26 protein-coding genes and 1 tRNA gene are annotated in these 20,496 nt (G+C 27.6%); 13 read left to right on the forward strand and 14 right to left on the reverse strand.

Annotated elements, in window-relative coordinates; genetic code table 11:
• The first annotated feature begins 1 nt into the window (after position 1).
• Positions 2–886 carry a LysM peptidoglycan-binding domain-containing M23 family metallopeptidase gene (locus QIA31_RS04375; protein WP_301394382.1) on the forward strand — a complete coding sequence of 295 codons (885 nt, stop codon included), beginning with the start codon at positions 2–4 and terminating at the stop codon, positions 884–886.
• 244 nt (positions 887–1,130) lie between these two features.
• Here QIA31_RS04375 and QIA31_RS04380 read toward each other — a convergent pair whose 3' ends face one another.
• From QIA31_RS04380 to flgF, 14 genes are all read right to left on the reverse strand, one after another.
• Complete coding sequence (locus QIA31_RS04380) at positions 1,131–2,489, reverse strand: sigma-54-dependent transcriptional regulator (RefSeq protein ID WP_301394383.1); 1,359 nt, start codon at positions 2,487–2,489, stop codon at positions 1,131–1,133.
• Between the two features lie 2 nt (positions 2,490–2,491).
• Positions 2,492–3,640 (reverse strand): two-component system sensor histidine kinase NtrB, encoded by a 1,149-nt coding sequence (locus tag QIA31_RS04385; protein ID WP_151060405.1) that lies wholly within the window; start codon positions 3,638–3,640, stop codon positions 2,492–2,494.
• Positions 3,637–4,686, reverse strand: a complete 1,050-nt coding sequence (locus QIA31_RS04390) for a hypothetical protein (protein WP_301394384.1) — start codon at positions 4,684–4,686, stop codon at positions 3,637–3,639. The genes QIA31_RS04385 and QIA31_RS04390 overlap by 4 nt, the downstream gene beginning before the upstream one ends.
• Before the next feature lie 10 nt (positions 4,687–4,696).
• The gene (locus tag QIA31_RS04395; RefSeq protein WP_301394385.1) at positions 4,697–5,185 is read right to left on the reverse strand and encodes a CvpA family protein; all 489 of its coding nucleotides are present in this window, start codon (positions 5,183–5,185) and stop codon (positions 4,697–4,699) included.
• The gene (gene murG / locus QIA31_RS04400; RefSeq protein ID WP_301394386.1) at positions 5,182–6,273 is read right to left on the reverse strand and encodes an undecaprenyldiphospho-muramoylpentapeptide beta-N-acetylglucosaminyltransferase; all 1,092 of its coding nucleotides are present in this window, start codon (positions 6,271–6,273) and stop codon (positions 5,182–5,184) included. The genes QIA31_RS04395 and murG overlap by 4 nt, the downstream gene beginning before the upstream one ends.
• 147 nt (positions 6,274–6,420) lie before the next feature.
• Positions 6,421–7,215, reverse strand: a complete 795-nt coding sequence (locus tag QIA31_RS04405; RefSeq protein ID WP_301394387.1) for a PfkB family carbohydrate kinase — start codon at positions 7,213–7,215, stop codon at positions 6,421–6,423.
• A gap of 4 nt (positions 7,216–7,219) precedes the next feature.
• Entirely contained in the window at positions 7,220–8,236 is a 1,017-nt protein-coding gene (tsaD, locus tag QIA31_RS04410; protein WP_301394388.1) for a tRNA (adenosine(37)-N6)-threonylcarbamoyltransferase complex transferase subunit TsaD, read from the reverse strand.
• A complete protein-coding gene (locus QIA31_RS04415) occupies positions 8,233–9,105 on the reverse strand; it encodes a divergent polysaccharide deacetylase family protein (RefSeq protein WP_301394389.1) in 873 nt (290 codons plus the stop codon). Before QIA31_RS04415 ends, tsaD begins: the two co-directional genes overlap by 4 nt.
• Before the next feature lie 46 nt (positions 9,106–9,151).
• Positions 9,152–9,952 carry an RNA polymerase sigma factor RpoS gene (gene rpoS, locus QIA31_RS04420; RefSeq protein ID WP_301394390.1) on the reverse strand — a complete coding sequence of 267 codons (801 nt, stop codon included), beginning with the start codon at positions 9,950–9,952 and terminating at the stop codon, positions 9,152–9,154.
• Positions 9,953–10,104: 152 nt separating this feature from the next.
• Positions 10,105–10,425 carry a rod-binding protein gene (locus QIA31_RS04425; RefSeq protein WP_301394391.1) on the reverse strand — a complete coding sequence of 107 codons (321 nt, stop codon included), beginning with the start codon at positions 10,423–10,425 and terminating at the stop codon, positions 10,105–10,107.
• Positions 10,415–11,413, reverse strand: coding sequence for a flagellar basal body P-ring protein FlgI (locus tag QIA31_RS04430; protein WP_301394392.1), 999 nt, complete (start codon positions 11,411–11,413; stop codon positions 10,415–10,417). Before QIA31_RS04430 ends, QIA31_RS04425 begins: the two co-directional genes overlap by 11 nt.
• 123 nt (positions 11,414–11,536) lie before the next feature.
• Entirely contained in the window at positions 11,537–12,118 is a 582-nt protein-coding gene (locus QIA31_RS04435) for a hypothetical protein (RefSeq protein WP_363321940.1), read from the reverse strand.
• A gap of 53 nt (positions 12,119–12,171) precedes the next feature.
• The gene (flgG, locus tag QIA31_RS04440; protein WP_301385899.1) at positions 12,172–12,969 is read right to left on the reverse strand and encodes a flagellar basal-body rod protein FlgG; all 798 of its coding nucleotides are present in this window, start codon (positions 12,967–12,969) and stop codon (positions 12,172–12,174) included.
• 12 nt (positions 12,970–12,981) lie between these two features.
• Entirely contained in the window at positions 12,982–13,830 is an 849-nt protein-coding gene (gene flgF / locus QIA31_RS04445) for a flagellar basal-body rod protein FlgF (RefSeq protein WP_301385901.1), read from the reverse strand.
• Between the two features lie 260 nt (positions 13,831–14,090).
• Between flgF and QIA31_RS04450 the strand changes: the two genes are divergently transcribed.
• The 12 genes from QIA31_RS04450 (at position 14,091) to QIA31_RS04505 (ending at position 20,493) form a co-directional block, all read left to right on the forward strand.
• Positions 14,091–14,645 carry a DUF2147 domain-containing protein gene (locus QIA31_RS04450; protein ID WP_301394393.1) on the forward strand — a complete coding sequence of 185 codons (555 nt, stop codon included), beginning with the start codon at positions 14,091–14,093 and terminating at the stop codon, positions 14,643–14,645.
• Positions 14,646–14,714: 69 nt separating this feature from the next.
• Positions 14,715–15,245 carry an adenine phosphoribosyltransferase gene (locus tag QIA31_RS04455; RefSeq protein WP_301385904.1) on the forward strand — a complete coding sequence of 177 codons (531 nt, stop codon included), beginning with the start codon at positions 14,715–14,717 and terminating at the stop codon, positions 15,243–15,245.
• A gap of 57 nt (positions 15,246–15,302) precedes the next feature.
• Positions 15,303–15,614, forward strand: coding sequence for a 50S ribosomal protein L21 (gene rplU / locus QIA31_RS04460; RefSeq protein WP_151060419.1), 312 nt, complete (start codon positions 15,303–15,305; stop codon positions 15,612–15,614).
• Between the two features lie 4 nt (positions 15,615–15,618).
• Entirely contained in the window at positions 15,619–15,939 is a 321-nt protein-coding gene (locus tag QIA31_RS04465; protein ID WP_151060420.1) for a ribosomal-processing cysteine protease Prp, read from the forward strand.
• Positions 15,939–16,184: a 50S ribosomal protein L27 gene (rpmA, locus tag QIA31_RS04470; RefSeq protein ID WP_004791364.1), complete on the forward strand. Its 246-nt coding sequence runs from the start codon at positions 15,939–15,941 to the stop codon at positions 16,182–16,184. The genes QIA31_RS04465 and rpmA overlap by 1 nt, the downstream gene beginning before the upstream one ends.
• A gap of 46 nt (positions 16,185–16,230) precedes the next feature.
• Complete coding sequence (gene obgE / locus QIA31_RS04475) at positions 16,231–17,217, forward strand: GTPase ObgE (protein WP_301394394.1); 987 nt, start codon at positions 16,231–16,233, stop codon at positions 17,215–17,217.
• Positions 17,218–17,302: 85 nt separating this feature from the next.
• Positions 17,303–17,884: a nicotinate (nicotinamide) nucleotide adenylyltransferase gene (gene nadD / locus QIA31_RS04480; protein WP_301394395.1), complete on the forward strand. Its 582-nt coding sequence runs from the start codon at positions 17,303–17,305 to the stop codon at positions 17,882–17,884.
• Entirely contained in the window at positions 17,881–19,065 is a 1,185-nt protein-coding gene (locus QIA31_RS04485) for an LCP family protein (RefSeq protein WP_301394396.1), read from the forward strand. Before nadD ends, QIA31_RS04485 begins: the two co-directional genes overlap by 4 nt.
• A complete protein-coding gene (gene rsfS / locus QIA31_RS04490) occupies positions 19,040–19,390 on the forward strand; it encodes a ribosome silencing factor (protein ID WP_151060424.1) in 351 nt (116 codons plus the stop codon). Before QIA31_RS04485 ends, rsfS begins: the two co-directional genes overlap by 26 nt.
• Positions 19,391–19,493: 103 nt before the next feature.
• Positions 19,494–19,787, forward strand: coding sequence for a DNA-binding protein SpoVG (gene spoVG / locus QIA31_RS04495; protein WP_301394397.1), 294 nt, complete (start codon positions 19,494–19,496; stop codon positions 19,785–19,787).
• Between the two features lie 62 nt (positions 19,788–19,849).
• Positions 19,850–19,921: transfer RNA gene (locus tag QIA31_RS04500), tRNA-Gln, on the forward strand.
• 23 nt (positions 19,922–19,944) lie between these two features.
• A complete protein-coding gene (locus QIA31_RS04505) occupies positions 19,945–20,493 on the forward strand; it encodes a 50S ribosomal protein L25/general stress protein Ctc (protein WP_301394398.1) in 549 nt (182 codons plus the stop codon).
• The last annotated feature ends 3 nt before the right edge of the window (positions 20,494–20,496 follow it).

The raw sequence follows: 20,496 nt of genomic DNA on the forward strand, positions 1-20,496 counted from the left end.
TATGAATAATTTTTTTTTATTTAAAGTAGTTTTCTTTTTTTTTAAAATAATTTGTGTTTTTTCTTATCCAGAAATAAAAAATTTTTCAAGAAAAGATCCTATTTTTTCTGATCTTAAAATTAAAGTTTTAAAATATAATAAAAAACAGCATATTCCCCTGTTTTTTTACTTATATAAGGTTAAAAAAGGAGATACTTTTTTTAAAATTGCTAATAAAATAAATGGATGGCAGTCTGGCATTGCTACCGTTAATTTATTAGATTCTCCTTTTGTGAGTGTTGGTCAAGAGATTCTTATTCCTAGTAAAAAAGGAGTTTTTGTTTTTGATAGTAAAGATTATAGGTTTAATAATTTGCTTTTAGCAACAAGGGATCTTACCAAGGCCGAAAAAATAAAAATTAAAAGGAATGGCAAAGTTTATGAGTTTTATTTTTTTGATTTTATTAAGAATTCAGATTATGGACTTTTTTCAGGTACGGAGTTACTTTTTTTCTTAAATGCCAACTTTATTTTTCCTTTAAAAAAATTTATTGTTAGCTCTGATTTTGGATTTAGAAATGATCCTTTTACTGGCAATAAAAGTTTTCATACTGGAATAGATCTTGCAGCTCCAATGAATACAGAAGTATATGCCTCTTCTTCTGGAATAGTTATTGAAGTTGGATACAATGATCTTTATGGTAATTTTGTTGTAGTTGGCCACAAAAATAATATCAAATCTCTTTATGGGCATTTAAATTCATATTCTGTAAAGATAGGGGATTTGATTAAATCGGGCGAATTTCTTGGAAAGGTAGGTCAAACGGGGCGTTCAACGGGACCTCATTTACACTTTGAAATATTAAAAAAAAATATTCCTATTAACCCTTTAAAGCTTTTAAAGTAAAACTAACTTGTAGTCAGCTAAATACAATATTATTAAATTGTATTGATTATTAATAGATAATAATATATAATTAATTGTTTGATAAAAATATTTTTACACTTTTTTATCAGATCTTTGAAAGAAAGTGTTTCATTTTAATATAATTATTGATATTAAAAAATTTTTTGGTTTCAAAACTATACATTTAATTTAAATTAATGTTATTTTTTTATATTGATTATAATTTGATAATTTAAAATAAATCTTATTGATCAATGCGATATTCGATTATTTTATTGTGTAAAGTTTTTCTTCCTATTTTTAATATTTCTGCGCATTTACTTTTGTTGTTTTTGCAATGAAAAAGTGTTTGTTTTATTATCTCTTTTTCAGCTTCTTTTAGGCTAATTCCTATCGGAAGTGTTATCTTAAATATAAGATTTTCATTATTCTTAATTTTTGCCGGTAAGTCTTCTTTGGTGATTTGCTTACCCTTTGATAATATCAATGCGCTTTCAAGTACATTTTTTAATTCTCTAATATTTCCTGGCCAATCGTAATAATAGAGGGCTTTCATTGCATCATTAGACAGGGTTTTTTCTTTTCTATTATTTTCCTTTGCTACGTCTTTTATTAGTATGCTTGTCAAATAGGATATGTCATCTTTTCTTTCTCTTAAGGGCGGTATGTTTATATTAATGATATTTAATCTATAAAATAAATCTTCTCTAAATTTTTCTTTTTTAATTTCCTCTTCAAGGTTTTTGTTTGTTGCAGCTAGAAGCCTAATGTCAACTTTAATTGTATTTTCTCCCCCAACACGTTCAAAAGTTTTGTTTTGCAATACCCTTAAAAGTTTAACTTGAATTTCAGGTGAAATTTCTGCTATCTCATCAAGAAAAATTGTACCTTTGTTGGCAAGTTCAAATCTGCCTTTTTTTTTGGAAATTGCACCAGTGAATGCTCCTTTTTCATGGCCAAAAAGTTCGCTTTCAAGAATGCTCTCAGAAAGTGCAGCGCAATTTACTTTTATAAATGGTTTGTCATTTCTGTTTGAAAGATCAAAAATGGCATCGGCTATTATTTCTTTGCCAACACCGCTTTCGCCTGTTATAAGAACAGATGCATTTGATTTTGCTATTTTTATTACAAGTTCAAAAATTTTTTGCATTAACAGTGATTTTCCCATGATTTTTTCATAGTATTTTAAATCTTTTCTTATAAGTATATTTTTTAAATTGATATTTTCTTCATTGTTATGTTCTTTTTTATTTAACGATCTTTTTATTATTAGTAAAAGTCTTTCAAGATCTAAAGGCTTTGTTAAAAAATCGTAAGCACCTTCTCTCATGGCGTCTACAGCAGAATCAACTGTTCCGTGGGCTGTTAAAATAATAAAAGGTATTTCTAAATTTTTTTCCTTAACTATTTTGAGCAATTTTTCTCCAGATATCTGGGGCATTCTCAAGTCAGATATTATTACATCAAGATTTTCATTTTCAATTGTTTCAAGAGCTTCTTCTCCGTCGCTAGCAGTGAAAACAAAATATCCTTCATCTTCAAGATAGGTAGCAATTCCTTCTCTAATGTTTTTTTCATCATCAGCTACAAGTATTTTGCTCATTTTCAATACCCTTCAATTAAAATATTTTTTTTATTTAGTTTGGGAAGTGTAATTGTAAAAATAGTGCCCTTACCCTCTTTGCTTTCAGCAAAAATTTCACCCCCAAGCTCTTTTATTATTTTATAAGAAATAGTAAGACCTATTCCACTTCCTTTTTCTTTTGTGCTAAATTGGGGTTTAAATATTTCCTCTTTTACTTCATCTTTTATTCCGTTTCCGTTATCTTTTATGTTGATATGTATTTTATTATCTTTTTCTAAAAGAAAAATTTCTATTTTTTTTATTTCTTTTTTTGTTTCAAGTAGCGCTTCTTCTGCGTTTTTAACGATGTTTATAATAACTTGTTTTAATAGTTTTTCATCAATGAGAATATTGCTTATTTTGTTTAAATTAAGCAATAGTTTTATATTTTTGTTTTCTAATTCAGGATTTAACAATTCACACACACTGTTTATTACTTGTTTAATGTCTTTCTCTTGTAAGTTGATTTTTATTGGCCTGACAGTTAATAAAAATTCTGTTACTATTTTATCTACCCTGTTTATTTCTTCTTTTATTACTTTAAAATAATTGTCAGCTTTACCATTTTTTATTTTTTGTTTTTTTATTTCTTTTTTTAGCAGTTGTAAATTTATATCGATTGCTCCAAGTGGATTTTTGATTTCATGAGCAATATTTCTTGCATGTCTTGTAAAAGAGGCTAAAGCTTCAACTCTTCTAAACAGTTCCTCTTTTTTCTTCTTCTCTTTAATGTCTTCAATTAAAATAATATTGCCTTCAAGTTTTTTTTCTTTTACATAAGGCATAAATGAAATTTTAATATATATGTTGTTTGAGATTGGAACTTCTAATCCTATTATTTTATCTTCTGTTCTAACCAGTTCTTTTATTAAATTTATTAAGATTGGAATTTGAATATCATCAAGAATTTCTATTTTTGATTTAGATGTTAAAGCTAAAATTTGGTATAAAATCTTATTCGAATAGATTATATTGTTTTGTTTATCAAGTACAATGATCCCTTCGTTAATTGATGCAAATATACCATCATATATTTCTATTTTTTTATAAATTTGTTCAATAAATTTGGTTTTTTGTTCATTAGATAATTTGTTTAGCTTTGTTAAGGCTTTTTTAAAAAAATTATTCATATCTCCTCGTAGTTTAGCATTAAGTTTTCTATTATTAATTTTTTATTTTGATTATAAGGGCGATATTTGTAAATATTTTTTAAATGTTCTGTGTATTTGAGATATTGGTTAATATTTATCTTATTTTCTAAAAAATCTTTTCTAATATTAATTGTAAGTTCGTTTAAAAATATTTTTAAGCTTTGATCATCTTTTATAAAGAAGTCGATTTCTTCAAGGTTAAATATAGATTTTTTTTCTTTTATTATATTTAAAATTTTTATCACTTCTTTTTTTATTTTTTTGCTTTCTTCTTTGTAAAATGAGGCGAAATACTCTTCAATTGTTATATCTTTGTTTATTAGAAAACTTTCTTTGAATCTTTTAATTCCTAGGCTTCTTTCTGGTTTTGTAAAATTATAGATCCTAAGTCTTGAAAGTATTGTTTTTGGTATTTTGTTTTTATTTCTTGCTGCTAAGATAAAGTAAATATTTAAAGGAGGTTCTTCTAGTATTTTTAAAAGTGAGTTGTGTACATTGAATGATAAATTTTCGATTTCGTTTATGTAGATTACTTTTGGTTTTTCTTTTTCGGAAAAAATCCAAGTTTGAATTTTTTTTATATTATAAATAGTAATGCTATGATTTAGTTCTTTGTTTATATTTTCTATATTTTTTATAAGCTCATTTTTTATGTTTATATTATATTCTTTTTTATAATAAACAGAATTGATGTAGTTTATATTTTTTTCTATTTTTTTTAAATTTTTTTCATTACTGAAATAACATTTGGTAAAAATTATAGTTTTAATGTATTCTAAGTATCTATTTATTACCTTATGCGAATCTACAGAAAGATGTGCTTTTGTTTCTATTGTATCGATATTTGAAAAAATGAGCAAATTAGGGTTTGTTAAGTTTTTTTCATTTAATATTTTTTTTGCAAGCTCAATTGCACTGACCTTTTTTGATGAAAACTTTTCTCCTAGCAAAAGAATTGCATTTGGCAATATTTTTTGATCATATGCGTTTATTATGTCTTTGGCAATTTTTGGGAGTATTGTCATTATTAGGTCCTTATTTTGTTTTTGAGATTTTAAAGAGATAGTTTATTCCGGGGTTTAAATAATCAAGGAGTTTGCTTTCTTTTAGAAAATATTCAGGCTTAAATATTTGTTGTGAGTGTATTATGTAAACCACGATTGCAATTATTCCAAAAGCTTCAAGTAGGCCGAGCATTAAACCTAGTATTCTATTGAAGAATAATAATTTAAGTTGGCTTATTATTGATTCTATTAAGGCTTGTAGTATTAAAAATCCTATATGTATGAGCAGAAAAAATACAAGTAGCGCTTGAATGTAAGATAGTTCAATAATAGGTTCAACCAGTTTTCTAAATTCTTCAGTTTTTTTGTAAAGTAGTAGTATTAAAACAAAAACCTCGGCAAATCCGCTAATTTCTTTAATAAATCCTCTTAAAAATCCTCTAAACCCCAAAGATGTAAAAATTATTATTATTAGTATATCTACTATTCCGGTTATTTTTACAGGATCGTTTATTATCATTTAGATTTTGTCTCCTTAATATCTTTTATTAGCAATTTGGCTATTAAAGTTGAAGAATGCTTATTATTGAATTTTTTGATATTTGTTTTGAGAGAGTTGATTTTTTCTTTATCTTTTAAAGTTTCTTTTATAATTTTTAAAATATTTGTATTTAAAATTTTATCTTCATCTATATAAATGCAAGCATTTTGATTTTTTAGTAATTTTGCATTTTTAATTTGATCCCCTCTAGAGCCTTTTTTAAATGGAATCAAAATTACACATGTGCAAGCATTTGCAAATTCCTTTATTGCTCCAGCACCAGCTCTACTTATTATTATATTGGAAAATTTAACTATACTTGCCATTTCTTCCGCATTAAAAAATTGCCTTCTCAGATAATTATCTTCTCTGAGGTCATTTAAGTTTTTTCCTGATTGATGGATAAAGTAGATTTCAGCATCCTTTTTAATACAGAGCGCAAGGTTGTTTAAAGCATTAGCGCCAAGAGATCCCCCCAGTATGCTAACAATTGGTTTGTTAGTATCTTGAGTTAATTGTTTGATTATTTTTGGATTTGGGATTAAAAATTCTTTTCTTATAGGAGATCCTGTATAAATAATTTTTTTGTGGTTTTTAAAGTATTTTTCACTTTCTTTAAAGCTTGTGTATATTTTATTTGCGAATTTAGAGTTAATTTTTGTTGCAAGTCCAGGATCCAAATCCATTTCATGGGTTATTCTTTTTATTTTTAGCAAACTAGATGCAATAATTGTAGGAGTTGATACAAATCCTCCAGTTGCATAGACAATTTGAGGTTTATATTTTTTTAAAACGTAGAAGCTTTTTATTATTCCAAGTATTACTTTAAAAAAGTCAGTAAAGTTTTGAAAAGAAAAATAGCGTCTAAGTTTACCGCATGGAACTGAAATAAATTTAATATTATTTTGTTCGTTTATTATTTTTTCTTCTATTGAATTTTTTTTACCTATCCAAAAAAATTCAATTTCATTGTCAAATTCTTTTAATTTTTGTATTATGGAAATTCCTGGAAATACATGACCCCCAGTTCCCCCTCCTGTAAAAAATATTATTTTTCTATTTGACATATATTTATTTACCTATAAAAATAATAAAGACTTGCTTTGTAACAGATTTTTATACATGCTATTTTAACAATATATTACAATGCAAATATTGCTTTTGTAATAAAAAATCGATTCAATCTTTTAAATTAAATTTAATGAAATTAAAATTTAAAATGTATTTTTTAAAAAATTTTCAATTTGAACCCCCTCTTTTTTAAAAACATTTTTTTTAATTGAGTCTTTTATTATTAAGTGAATAGCTTTTGTTGTTTTTTCTAGAGCCTGTTCCATTTCGAATTTTTCCAAGTATCCTATAAGTAAGCTAGTAAATAAATCTCCTGTTCCACTGAAATTTTGTTCTAATCTTTTTAAAAAAAACTCTGAGTATTCTTTGTTTTTAGGATTGTAGCAGATGTTTCCTAAAAGATCTCCCTTTTTGACGCTTGTAACAACTACTATACCTTTTGTATCAAGATTTAATATTGCTTTTATGATATCATCCTTGTTGTTAAGTTTTGAGCTTTTACTTAGCATTTCAAGTTCTGTGATATTAGGTGTTATTATGTTTGCGTACTTTATGATTTTTCTAAATCCACTAATTATTTTATTATTAAATATAGGATAAATTTTTCCATCGTCAGCAAATACAGGGTCAATTATAATTTTTTCAAATTTTATCAATTTAATTATTTTCTTTATTATTATTTGTTGTGTTTCACTTCCTAGGAATCCTGTATAGAGCATGTTAAAATGTTCATTTTGTTCTTTCCATGTTTTGATAAATTTTTCCAAATGATTAGTTAAATCAACTATTTCAAATTTTTTATAAGCTGTGGAAGCAGAAAGGACAGCTGTTACGAAAGGACACACTTGAATATTAAACGAAGATATTACGGGCATGCATATTGTAAGAGATGTTCTTCCCATACTTGAAATATCATGCATTGCTAAAACTCTTTTCAATTTGCTATTTTCTCCTCTTATATTGGTTTTTATAATTTTCTATTCTTGAATTTGCATCAGTTTCGATTGGGCTTTCTCCGTATTTTAAATACATATGAAATCCAAGTCCTGCAATCATTGCTCCATTGTCTGTGCAAAGATCAAGAGGGGGGTAGTAAGTTTGTATTTTAAGCTTATCTATTTTTTCCCTTAAGTATAAGTTACTTGCAACGCCGCCTGCTATTACCAATTTGTTGATTTGAGTATCTTTTATTGCTCTTTTTAGTGGTGTAATTAGATTTTCAAAGGCAGCTTTTTGGAAGCTTGCAGCTATATTGTTTTTTGTTGTTGGATTATCTTTGTTTTTGAATTTTTCGAGTTGGTGTATGCAAGCTGTTTTGAGTCCAGAGTATGAAAAATCATACCAGTTTTCTTTTTTTCTAAAGTTGGTAACTGGAAATTTAAATGTGTTTTCATCTCCATTTTTAGATATTTGTTCGATGTTTGGGCCTCCTGGAAATCCCATATCATAATGTTTTGCTACTTTATCAAAAGCTTCACCACAAGAATCATCTAAAGTTCTTCCAAGTATTTCAACATCATCGAAATTTTTTTGTTTAGCAATCAATGTATGTCCGCCGCTTAGTAATAATGATATAAATGGATATTCTATTTTTGAGTGCATTAAAGGGGCATAAAGATGGCCCAAGATATGGTCAATGCAAATAATAGGTTTTTTTAATGAAATTGCTAGACCTTTGGCAAAGTTTAATCCAACTATTAAAGACCCAATGAGTCCAGGTCTAGATGTTACAGCTATTAAGTCAATTTCAGATATTTTAGTGTTTGCCTTTTTTAGAGCTTTTATACAAACAGACATAATGGCTTCAGTATGAAGTCTTGAGGCAATTTCAGGTACTACGCCGTAATATTTTTTATGTTCTTTTTGATTTAATTTTATATTGCTTAAAATACGAATGCCGTTTTCTACTACAGCTATGCAACAGTCGTCACAAGAGGTTTCTATTCCAAGTACTTTCATCTGATTGATTCCTCGTAAAGATTTAATAAGTTGTCAAATTCAAATTCTTGGTTTAAATTAGGTTCTTCTTTTTTGAGTACTTTTAGTGTATTTTTAGACCAAATGTGCCCGATTACTTTTACTATTCCATGCTTTCTAGCAATATTTTTTGCTTTTTCAAGTTCCTTGAATACGGCTTCTTCTGTGTCTTTATTATCAAGAAATACGTCTCTTTTTTCTACTCTAACTCCAATTTCTTTGCCTATTGTTTCTGGTACGCTTCCTGCAATAGTCACGCTGTCGAAAAAATATCTGTCAATATCTTTAAGCTTTATTAAAATGATTTTCATCAAATCTTTATTTGAAGTAATTAAACTACCCATGTGGTTATTCATTATTTTTATATCAGGATACATTTTAAATGTTTTTTCTATTTTTTTATGTATTTCTTCCTTTTTATCTTTTATGTTTATATGAAATTTTTCTATTGAATTTCTATGTTTTGATTGCATTGGGAAATGTATTATTACTTTTTTGTTATTGTTTTTTAGTTTTTTATATAAACTCATTGATTTTGGTAAAAATGGAATAATTGCATAATTTATTTCAAGGTTAAGTTTTATAAATCGTTCTAACATAAATTCATCATAACCTACGTCGTCAATTATTAAGTAAAACTTAGGCTTAAGTTTGGCTTTTTTATTTTTTATTATTAAGCTGTCTGTTTGTATTTTTTGGAACTCATCTTTAAGTGGTGCATTTGCAACTTTTGAATTATTGTTAAAATAGAAAAAATTTGTAAGTGCTTGAGTTCTTGCAATAACAATAGAAATTATAATAAAAATTACAATAATAAACTTGTTTTTTTTAACATAAAAATAAACATTCATGACCACTGACTTAAAAGTAGATCAGAACATGTCATGAATGTCAATGTTAATTTATCTCTTCTTTTAGTTTTTTAAGAACTCTTTTTTCAATTTGTCTTACAGTTTCTGATGATATTCCAAGTTCTGTTGAAATATCTTTTAAGGTGCTTTTTTTTGGACTATTGTCTAGGTTGTATCTTTTTTTGATTATATATCTTTCCTTTTCGGTTAATTTTGTTTCAAGTATATAATTCAAATGTTTTAGAGTTGAGTCTTGTTTAAGAGTAATTTCAGGATTAAAAGAATTGTCCTCGTATAGATTTAAAAGTGTTGAATTTTCAGATCCCTCTATTTCTTTGTCCAGAGAATATTCTTTTTCAAGATAAGGAATAATTTTAATATATTGAGAAGGAGATAAATTAAATCTTTTCATTATTTCTTCTTTTTTGGGCGATTTTTCTTCTTCTGTTAAGTATTTATTTATTTGTAGTATTAGATTTTCTTTTCTGTATGGGACTTTTACCAATCTAGTTTTAGTGTTTAATGCTCTTTGTAGCGATTGCTTAATCCAAAAAGATGCATAAGTTGAAAATTTAGTGTTTTTATTCGGGTCATATTTTTCAGCAGCTCTTATTAATCCTAAATTGCCCTCTTGAATTAAGTCTTCAATTTTTAGTCCTTTTCCCGTATATCTTTTTATTATTTTCAAAACAAGTCGCAAATTTGCGTTTATCATCTTGTTTTTTGCTTTTGCGCTGCCTCTTTGTATTTGTCCTGCAAGTTTAATTTCTTCTTCGTGAGTAATTAGCTTATGTTCTCTTACCGATTTTAAATATATGTTTAAATCTTCGTTGCTAAATATGTTCATAGTAGTATATTTTTCTCCCCTTTCTTGAATATTGTGATTAAGTTTTTACTACTTAACTTCTTTGACTTCCATGCAAAAATTGTGCCAATTTAGTTTAATAATATCTTTAAATTAAATTGGCTATAATTTTTTAGGTGAGGAGTGTTTTCGAATTATTTATTTTTCTGTAATTGATCGTAAATCAAATTGGCAATTCCAAAGCTTTGAGATTGTGCTATTTGCTTGGCTCTTTGCTCGTAAAGCATGTCTTCAAAAATTTCTTCTACTTGACCTCCGCTTAGCAGATTTTGATCTTTGTTAAGAGTTTTTTTCATGCTATCAAGCATTTGCTTGATAAATATAGCTTCAAATTCTAAAGAGGCTTTTTGAAGTTCTTCGTTTTTTTGAAAGGATTTTTTTATTTCTACGGGATTTTTAAAATTATTTATTTGATTTTTAAATTTTAGATTTTGTGAATTAATTTTAGTTTCCATCAACTTCCTCCAAGATAAGTTCTCCATTTAATTTATTGATTTTTTGTGCAGCCTGAATTATTTGAATTAATTCTTTACTACTAAGATTGTTAGAATTTTTCAATAGGAATTCGTTTAATTTCATTGAATTTACTTGAATTGTTATTTTATTATTACCGTTTAAAATATTTCGGTTGTCTTTTTCAATGGAAAATGTAAACGCTCCTATTTTAGCATTCTCACTTGCTAAGATAATACCATTTTTTTTGTCTATTAGTATCTTAGGATTAGTTTCTATTTTAATATTCTCGATCTCTTCTAATAAGCCTATGTTTTTCACTTCTATTTCTATTGTGCTCTCCGATTTAATTTTGTTGTTGATTTTTTTAGAGGTCAATATTTTATGAATTTTGTTTGCCAATGTATAATTCCCTTTTTTAAGAATTATATTATAACTGTAATTAATATCTTGATCCTCATTTATTATTATACTGTCTAGAGTGTATCCAGAACCTTTTAATTTGTTATTAGTCTTTATAATTCCTGATGCAATTGCTATTATTTTTCCCTCTTTATTTTTAAGATTTGTTTTTAAAAGTATTCCATTTGTTAAATCTTTTGAGTTTAACATTGGTGCAATGCAAGTTTTATGTTTTGAGCCTTTGATCGTATTGCCTTTTACTTGGAGGCTTACACTTACTAGTGCGATATTTTTGCTTTCTATGTTATTAAAGTTTATTTCATCTATTGTATTATTTTCTTCTAAAATTTTACTTATAAGGTCTTTTTGTTTTAAAGAATCTCCTTTTCCAGCAAGGCCCGCTACTATTCCAATACCTGTTAAAAAATTTGTGCTGGTAGGACAAATATTAGCAATTTCTTTTAATTTTATGCTTTCAGATAGTTTGTTGTTAAATGATTGTTCTGTTTTTAATCCCATTGAAGCTTTATTTGTTTGGGCTAATAGACTTGTTGTAAATGCAATTAACATTAACATTAGTTTGTTCATTCTTTACCCTATTGATTTTATTTCTTTTAACATCTACTATTTTATATCAATTATTGCAATTAATGAATTTTTTTGGTTAATTGCTAATTAGTCTTAAAATTATTAAATTGACAAAATAAAGCATTATTCTTTTTGTACGTTATTTAATAGTATTTCTTCATTTTTGATTGTGTTGCGTATAACTTTATATTTACTATTATTTAATTCATTTAGACTTAAAACATCATTTATTCCAGTTGTGTTTATTTTATATTTAAAGTAGATATTATGCTCATTAAGGATTTCATTTTTTTTTAGATTTTCTTTTGCAAATACAATAGGCTCAATTATATCAATATACATGTTAACGTAATTGTGTCTTTTGTAGCTTTCAAAGTTTTTTGCATAATAAACTAGAGTTTTTTGAATTGGAATATTTTTATATGAGTTGTTGCTTTTTACTTTAAATTTTATTTTTTTGAAAAATTTATCGTCTATGTTTATTTCAGATTCATCAAAGTTGAATTGAAGTATGTAAATATTTTCATTTGATAAATTTTTTGTGATGTAATAAATCATTTCAAAAATTATTGACTTTTTATTTAAATGCGGAGGAATATATATTTTTGATAAGTTTTGATTATTGCATATTTTTGAATACTTTCTTGAAAAAAAATATGCTTTACTAGGAGTTATGTTGAAGCACAAATCATGAGCAATGCTCATAATTGATTTTGTTGTTAAGAATAAAATAAAAATAAATAATTTTTTCTTTATTTTTATTGCCTTTTTAAATTATTTGCGATTCCTAACATATTGTCAGAAGTTTGGATAGTCTTTGAGTTTATTTCATAAGCCCTTTGAGCTACTATCATTGTTACCATTTCTTCAGCAATAGATACATTTGACATTTCAAGAATGCCTTGTCTTAATATCCCCATGCCTTCGCTTCCCGGTATTCCTGCTATTTCTTGGCCGGATCCAGCTGTTTCTTTGAATAAATTGCTTCCAATAGCACTTAGTCCTGCAGGATTAACAAATCTTGATATTTCAATTTGTCCAAGTTCTATTTGTTCGTTGTTGTTATCAATTTTTACCGACACTATTCCTTGCTCAGATATTGTAATTGAGTTTTGGATATATTCTTCTGGGAAGAATATATTAGGCAGTAATTTGTATCCTTGACTTGTTACAAGCTCTCGGTTAGAATCGATTTTAAATGACCCATCTCTAGTATACGCATAAGTTCCATCAGGTAAAAGAATTTTGTAAAATCCATCTCCTTCAATAGCAACATCAGTGAGTAAATTGGTGGATTGCATTTTTCCTTGTTCAAATATTCTCTGAGTAGCAGCAATTTTTGTTCCGTGGCCAACTTGATTTCCAAGCGGTCTTAAAGTATTTTCAGTTGCAGGAGTTCCTGCTCTGTTTTGGGTTTGGTAAATCAAATCTTCAAATTCTGCTCTTATTTTTTTAAATCCTGTAGTATTCACATTTGAAAGATTATTGGCAATTGTGTCTACATTGTATTGCTGTGCAGTCATTCCACTTGCTGCTGTCCATAATGCTCTCATCATAAAATATGCTCCTTAATATTTTCCAATTTCATTTATTAATTTTCCTAAAAGACCGTCTTCAGTTTGTATTGTTTTTTGATTAGCTTCGTAAGCTCTATTGATTTCAATCATTAAAACCATTTCCTTAACGGCATTAACATTGGAAGCTTCGAGTGCTTCTGTTTCTATTTTAGGCCTTAATGATATATTAATTTCTTGTGCTTTGCCAGATGTTTTTGTATCAATCCATAAAGAATTTCCTTGTTTTTTGAGAAATCTGGGATTTTCGAAATTTACAATTCTGATGGTATCAAGCAGTTCGTAATTTTCCCAAGAATTTTCACGTTCGCTAACAAGTCTTTTAGGGTTTGGTTCAAAGTTTGAATTGTAAAAGATTTGTCCTTGGGGCGTTATCTTAAAATTATTTTTTTTTAAATATATATATCCTTTTTCTCCAAGAACAGGAAATCCGCTTTTTGTAACGAGGATTCCCTCTTTTCCAATAGTAAAAGAACCATTTCTTGTATATCTTTCTCCATCTGAAGTTTGTATTACAAAAAATCCTTGATCAGTGAGCGCCAAATCTAATGGATTGCCAGTGGTTTTTAATGGGCCTTGTTCAAATATTGTATATATCTCATTTTCTTCAACTCCTGTTCCCAGTTTGCCTACAATAGGAGCTGTTTCAAGATGCCCTTTGGGAAATTTATAAAGGCCATCATCATTTAGTCTTCTTATTAGCATTTCTGGAAATGCTTTTTGAATGGACAAATCTTTTTTATACCCAATAAGATCTATATTTGCCAAATTGTTTGACACTGCATCAAGCTTGCGCCTTTCTGCCATCATTCCGCTGGCAGCTGTATAAATTCCTCTTATCACGAATTAAATCCTTAAAGACAATTAACTTTATTAATACTACCATTAATTGTCTTATATAACAATTAATTGATCTATTGTTTTTTTGCTTAATTATTATATTTTTTGGGTCAACTTTTGTTTAGGTTTTTACCTTAATAATTAAAATTTATAAAATAAGTTGTATAATGATTTTTGTGGCTAATTTTTCAATTAGCCATCTTAAATGAGTAATTTTAAAAAAAAGAACTATAGTTTAGAATTATTAGTTTTAAGGAGAATTGATGAATAGGATTTTATCAAAGTTTTTTTTTTGTTTTGCAATGTTTTTATTTGCAAATTCAGAAGATTTAAATGAAAGTAAAATTATTAATAAGGCTGAAAACCTTAATTCTGGAGATGAGGTTTTAGGATATTGGGTCGGGTATGATGATGCAAGTAAAATAAAAAATTCTATTATTTATATTTATAAATATAATGAAGAAGTTTATGGACGAATTTTAATTGTAATAAAAGATGGTAAAAAGTATGATACTAAAAGTCCTTCAGGAGACACTGTGGTTGGGTTTGAAAATCTTGCAATAGAAGGCCTTGATTTTATGTGGGGGCTTAAGTATTCTCCTTCTTTTAAAAAGTGGGATAGGGGTAAAATAATAGATCCTAAAAACGGCAAAATTTATAATTCTGAAATGAGCGTTGATAGTAAAACCGGTAATCTTATCACTAAGGGTAAAATTTGGATTTTTGGCAGAAGTAAAATTTGGACAAGAGCTGAAGTTGATGAAATGCCAAAAGTAGACTTGCATAATCTTGTTCCAGCTCCTCCTTTAAAAGAATAAATTTGGTTTTTGTTTTTACTTTACTATTTTGAAAAAATACATAAGCATATAGATGGGATAAGTAGGTTTATGAAAAATAAAGCAGAGTATTATGATCAATTTATTACAAAAGTACCCGATTTTCCTAAAAAGGGTGTTCTTTTTTACGATATTACTAGTGTTTTGTTAAAACCCGAAGTTTATACTTCATTAATAAATGAGGCATATTCTTTTTATAATTTTAAAAAAATTGATTGCATTGCGGTTGTTGAGTCTAGGGGATATTTAATAGGCGCCCCTTTGTCTTTAAAAATGCAACTTCCTCTTGTTTTAATTCGAAAAGAGGGTAAATTGCCTAGAGAGGTTTTTAGCGAAGAGTATGAGCTTGAATATGGTTTTGGGAGAATAGAGGTGCACAAAGACGATGTTAAAATGTATTCCAATATTCTTTTAATAGACGATATATTAGCTACTGGTGGAACTTTAAAATCATCTGCAATTTTGCTAGAGAAATCTGGAGGCAGAGTTAAGGATATTTTTTGTTTTATTGAGCTTTGTGGTATTAATGGCAGACACATCCTTAAAGGCTATGAAGTTAATTCCCTTGTAAGGTACAATTAATTTAATGCTTGACTTTTCTTTTTTATTAAATTTACAATATTTAGTTGAGGTAATGTAATGTATGCATTGGTAGAAATAAATGGCAAACAATATAAGGCTATTGAGGGCGAATTTTTAAAAATAGATAAAATTTCTCCTATTGAAAAAGAGAAGTTAGAATTTAATAGCGTTTTGCTTGTTAGTAAAGATGGAGAGATTAAAATAGGAAAGCCTTATGTTATAAATTCTCTTGTTAGGTGTACCTATAAAGAAGATAAAAAAGATAAGAAGGTTATTTCTTATAGATATAGAAGAAGAAAATCAAGCGAGAGAAAAGTTGGACACAGACAAACCTATTCTTACATTTTGGTTGATGAAATAGTTTCTTAAGTTATTGATTGATGTTTTAGTAAAAGTAAAAGATGATGTAATCATTTATCTTTTAGCCAATGGGCATGCTATAAGTAAGAATAATGTCAACGTTGTCTGTTCTTCTTTTTCTTTTATTTTGAGAACCTTTTTCAGTGTTCTTGATCTTGAGGGTGAGGCTTTTATTGTAAAGAATTCAAAAAGAGGTTATTTAGAATTTAAGTCCTTTTTTAAGGATTTAAGTAAAGAAAGCCTTTTTTATTATAGCAGATTTTTAATTAGAGGCATAAATGATTTGTGCTTTGAGTATCCTAATGATATTAAATTAGTTTTGGAGGAAAATTAATGGCAACAAGTAAAAGTGGTGGTAGTTCAAAAAATGGGCGAGATTCTATATCTAAACGACTTGGAGTTAAAAGAAGTGGTGGTCAGTTTGTTAAGGCTGGAGAAATAATTGTTAGACAAAGAGGTACGAAATTTCATAAGGGTAAAAACGTAGGCCTTGGAAGAGATTATACAATATTTGCACTTTCATCTGGTAAGGTAGAGTTTAAAACTTTGAAGGGACGAAAATATGTAAATATTATTTAGTATGTAAATAATATTTAGTTTTAATGTTTGAAAAATTGGAGAAAGTTTGTATAACTTTAAGGACTCTGTAAGTATAACAGTAGTTTCAGGCAATGGCGGTTCTGGGTGCGTTTCTTTTTTGCGTGAAAAGTTTAATGCAAAGGGCGGTCCGGATGGTGGAAATGGTGGGAGTGGTGGGAGTGTAATTTTCAAGGTGAGAGAAAATCTTCGCACTTTAGCTTCTTATAAAAATGGTCATGTGCTTTGTGCTAAAAATGGTAAACCTGGAATGGGCTTTAAGAAAAGTGGTGCTAATGGTGAAGATTTAATTCTTTTTGTTCCCCCAAATACAGATATTTATAATGAAGATGATGGAACTCTTTTATGTAGGCTTGAAAAATTAAATGACGAATTTGTTATTTTAAAAGGCGGTAGAGGCGGTCTTGGTAATTGGAATTTTAAAACTTCAATTAGAAGGGCGCCAAGGTTTGCTCAACCTGGAGAATCAGGTATTAACTTAAATGTGCGTCTTGAGCTTTTTTTGGTGGCCGATATTGGACTTGTTGGTCTTCCTAATGCTGGTAAATCTTCTCTTCTTAATAGAATAACTTCAGCAAAATCTAAGGTTGCAAATTATCCTTTTACAACAAAGATTCCTCATCTTGGTGTACTCAGATATTCTTATGATAATTTAATAATTGCAGATATTCCGGGAATAATTAAAGGTGCTAGTTTTGGAGTAGGACTTGGGACTAAGTTTTTAAAACATATTACTAAAACTAAAATTTTAGCTTTAGTAATTGATATTTCCGAAGCAAATTTTTTAGAATCATATAACATTCTTTTAAATGAATTAAAATCTTATAGCTTTGATCTTTTTAATAAAAAAAAAATTATTATTGCCAATAAGCTTGATTTGGATAGTTCTAAGAAGAATTTTGATTACTTGATAAAAACTTTGAGGAAAGAAAAGATTTTGGGCATTTCTATTTATGAGAACAAAGGGATTGATGAACTTATTAAAGAATTTTTTATTTTGGCTAAAACTTTTTAATAATAACCGATTTTATTGTCGGTGTTTTTATTTTTAAGACTTGGTTTTTGGATGTCAAATTCATTTGTTTAGGGAAAAATAACTTATGAGAATTGCAATATTAGGAGGCACTTATAATCCAGTTCATATTGGACATATTTTTTTGGCTAAAGAGATAGAGTTTTTATTAAATATTGATAAGATAATATTTATTCCTACTTGTAATCCTGCTCATAAATTGATTGGGGGGGACGTTAGTGTTAAAAATAGAATAGATATGCTTAAGCTTGCATTAGAAAATGAAAATAAAATGTTCGTAGACGATTGTGACATAATAAATGGCGGAATAACTTATACAGTTGATACTGTTTCTTGTGTTAAGAAAAAATATAAAAACGATAAGCTTTTTTTGGTTATTGGTGATGATCTTTTTCAAAATTTTGATTCATGGAAAGACCCCCAAAGCATTGCAAGTTCTGTTGATCTTGTTATTGCTCACAGAATTTACAAAGAGAGGCTAAAAAGTTCTTTTAAGCATATTTATGTAGACAATAAAATAATACCGATCTCTTCGTCAGAGATTAGGAATAGAATTGCTAATGGATTTCCTGTTAGCTATTTACTACCCTTTGGTGTGTTAAAATACATTAAAGATAATAATTTGTATGTCAAAAAGGTAAGTATTTGAGGAAAGATTTAATTTTTTTACTTTTAATTATTCTTATAATAGCAGGTGTAGTAATTTTTTTTATTAGAAGTTCTAAAAAAGAGTTGGTTTATTTTGAGCTTAATACAAAGAGCAATATTAGTTTTTTGTTTCTAGTAGAAGATCTTAACAAAAACCTTGTAAGTATGCAAGAAATTTTTATTAATATAAAAACAGGAAATATTGGATTTTTAGATATTCCAATTCATACTGGATATGAGGATTTAAAAGGTAATATATCTTGGTTTAAAGATCTTTATAAAAAAAATTCTTTTAATAAATTTTTATCTAAAATTTATACACAACTATCTCATGAATCAGATTATTATATTCGTTTTCAAAAAGAAAATTTTGTTAAACTTATTGATTACTTGGGAGGAGTTAGGCTTCTTGTTAAAAACCCAGTAAAAGTTTATAGCTTTGAGGATTCTATTTTAATACCCTCTGGCACTTCTAATTTTGATGGTGATAAAGCATACGATTACTTAAGATATTTTAATAATGTTAATCAGTTTGAAGAGAGAGTTGAGTTTTTTAAAGAGTTTTTTAAAAAACTTCTTTTTCAAATTTCAGATTTTGGCATTGAAAATGACAATTTTTTTAAAATATATTCCATGCTAGATACTAACCTTTCAGAGGTTGTTTTTAAATATATTGTTAAAAATTATAAAATAAATAATAATAAAATTATTTCTATTAATATTAAAGGACAAGAAGAGATTTTTAAGGATAGTGATAATAATTTAATAAAAGTGGTTTTCCCTTATTATGGGGGCGCTATTTTAAAAGAATCTGTTGATAAATTGAATAAAGAGTTGGTTAATGAAGGTGTAGAAGAGATAGTAAAGATTGTTGTTTTAAATGGAACAAAAGTTGCTGGGCTTGCAAAAAAAACAGCAAATATTTTTAATTCTTTAAAATTTAAAGTTTTAAAATTTGGCAATGCAGATAAAAATTCTTATAAAAATACCTTGATTATAAATAATTCGGATAATTTGGAAATGGCTGTTAGAGTTGGGGAGGTAATTAAAGCTGTAAATATTAAGCCAATTTCTGAAGTTCAAACTAAAAGATTCTTAGAGCTTGATAACTTTGATATTAATCCCGATGTAATAGTTATTTTAGGAGCTGATTTTGATGGAAGATATGTTAAAAGCCAGTGATATTAATAATTTATGCAAAATAATAAGCGATTTTAATGGAATTGACGTTATAGGTATTAATGTTAGTAATATTTGCAATTGGACTGATTTTTTTATAATAGCTACCTTTGTATCATTTAAGCAGATGGAAACTTTGTATTTTGATAAGATAGTTAAATTTTTTAAAGAAAAGAAAATTAATTTTAATGTTCAAGGAAAAGGGTTGGTTTATGACTGGTCTGTTGTTTCGGGTGGAAATTTGGTAATTCATCTAATGAGCGAAAAGGCTAGAGAATACTATGAGCTTGAAAAAATATGGTCCAAGGGAATTATTATTTATACTTAATTACTGTTTAATTAAAAAAACTAAAAATATCATAAAAATGTGTTTACAAAAAATAGAAAATATTTTAGATTTAAGGTATGTACTTTTTGCGGGAGGCTTATAAGTGGATATTACAGACATAAGGATTAAGAAAGTTGAAAGTAAAAATTCTGGTTCTAAATTGCTAGCATACGTTGCAGTTACTTTTGACAATTGCTTAGTTCTTCACAATATTAGAGTTATTAAAGGGCAAAAGGGAGTATTTATTGCTATGCCTAACAGAAGGACTAGAGTTGGCGAATATAAAGACATTGTACATCCTATCAATCAGGATTTTAGGAAAATTTTGCAAACTTCTATTTTTAAGGAATATATAAGAGAAAATCCAGCCGATCTTGAGCTTGAATTAGATTTTTAGATAATTATTGACAAAGCGTGTTGTATCTTGTATGCTTGTCAATTGTAAGTATTAAGGTATTTTGGGACGTCGACAAGCGGTAAGTCAACTGGTTTTGGTCCAGTCATTCGAGGGTTCGAATCCTTCCGTCCCAGTATTTTACATTAGGAGTTTTTTGGTGGAAAATAGCAGGATTTTGAGTTGTAAATGTAGATCAAGCTTTGGCTCTTCTAGTGCTCGAAGAATAAGATCTAAATATGAAATACCGGCGGTTGTTTACGGACAGGGTAATGATGTTTCACACTTGAAAATTAAGAGTAGTGAGTTTAATAAGAAATTTGCAAAGTTTACAGATAATACTGTCTTAATATTAGATGACGGTAAGCTTGAAAGATGCGTTTTTATTAAAGATGTTGCTGAAAATATTGCCAGCAATCTCATTTATCATATTGATTTTTATGAAGTAGATAGGCGTGTTGAGCTTGAAAGATATATTCCTATTAAGCTTATTGGGGCTTCTGTTGGGGTTAAAGAGGGTGGAATTTTGACTGTTTTGAAAGAGAAAGTTAAGGTAAAGTCTTTACCCTTGGATTTGCCAGAATTCATAGAGCTTGATTTAACTCCTGTTAAAAAAGGAGATAGCGTTCTTCTTAAAGACCTTGTGTTGCCTTCTAATGTTAGGCTTGCAGAAAGTGATGAAAATTTGGAAGTTGTTATTATAAAGTGATTT

It is taken from the genome of [Borrelia] turdi, from assembly GCF_030439285.2.
Classification (GTDB): Bacteria; Spirochaetota; Spirochaetia; order Borreliales; family Borreliaceae; genus Borreliella; species Borreliella turdi.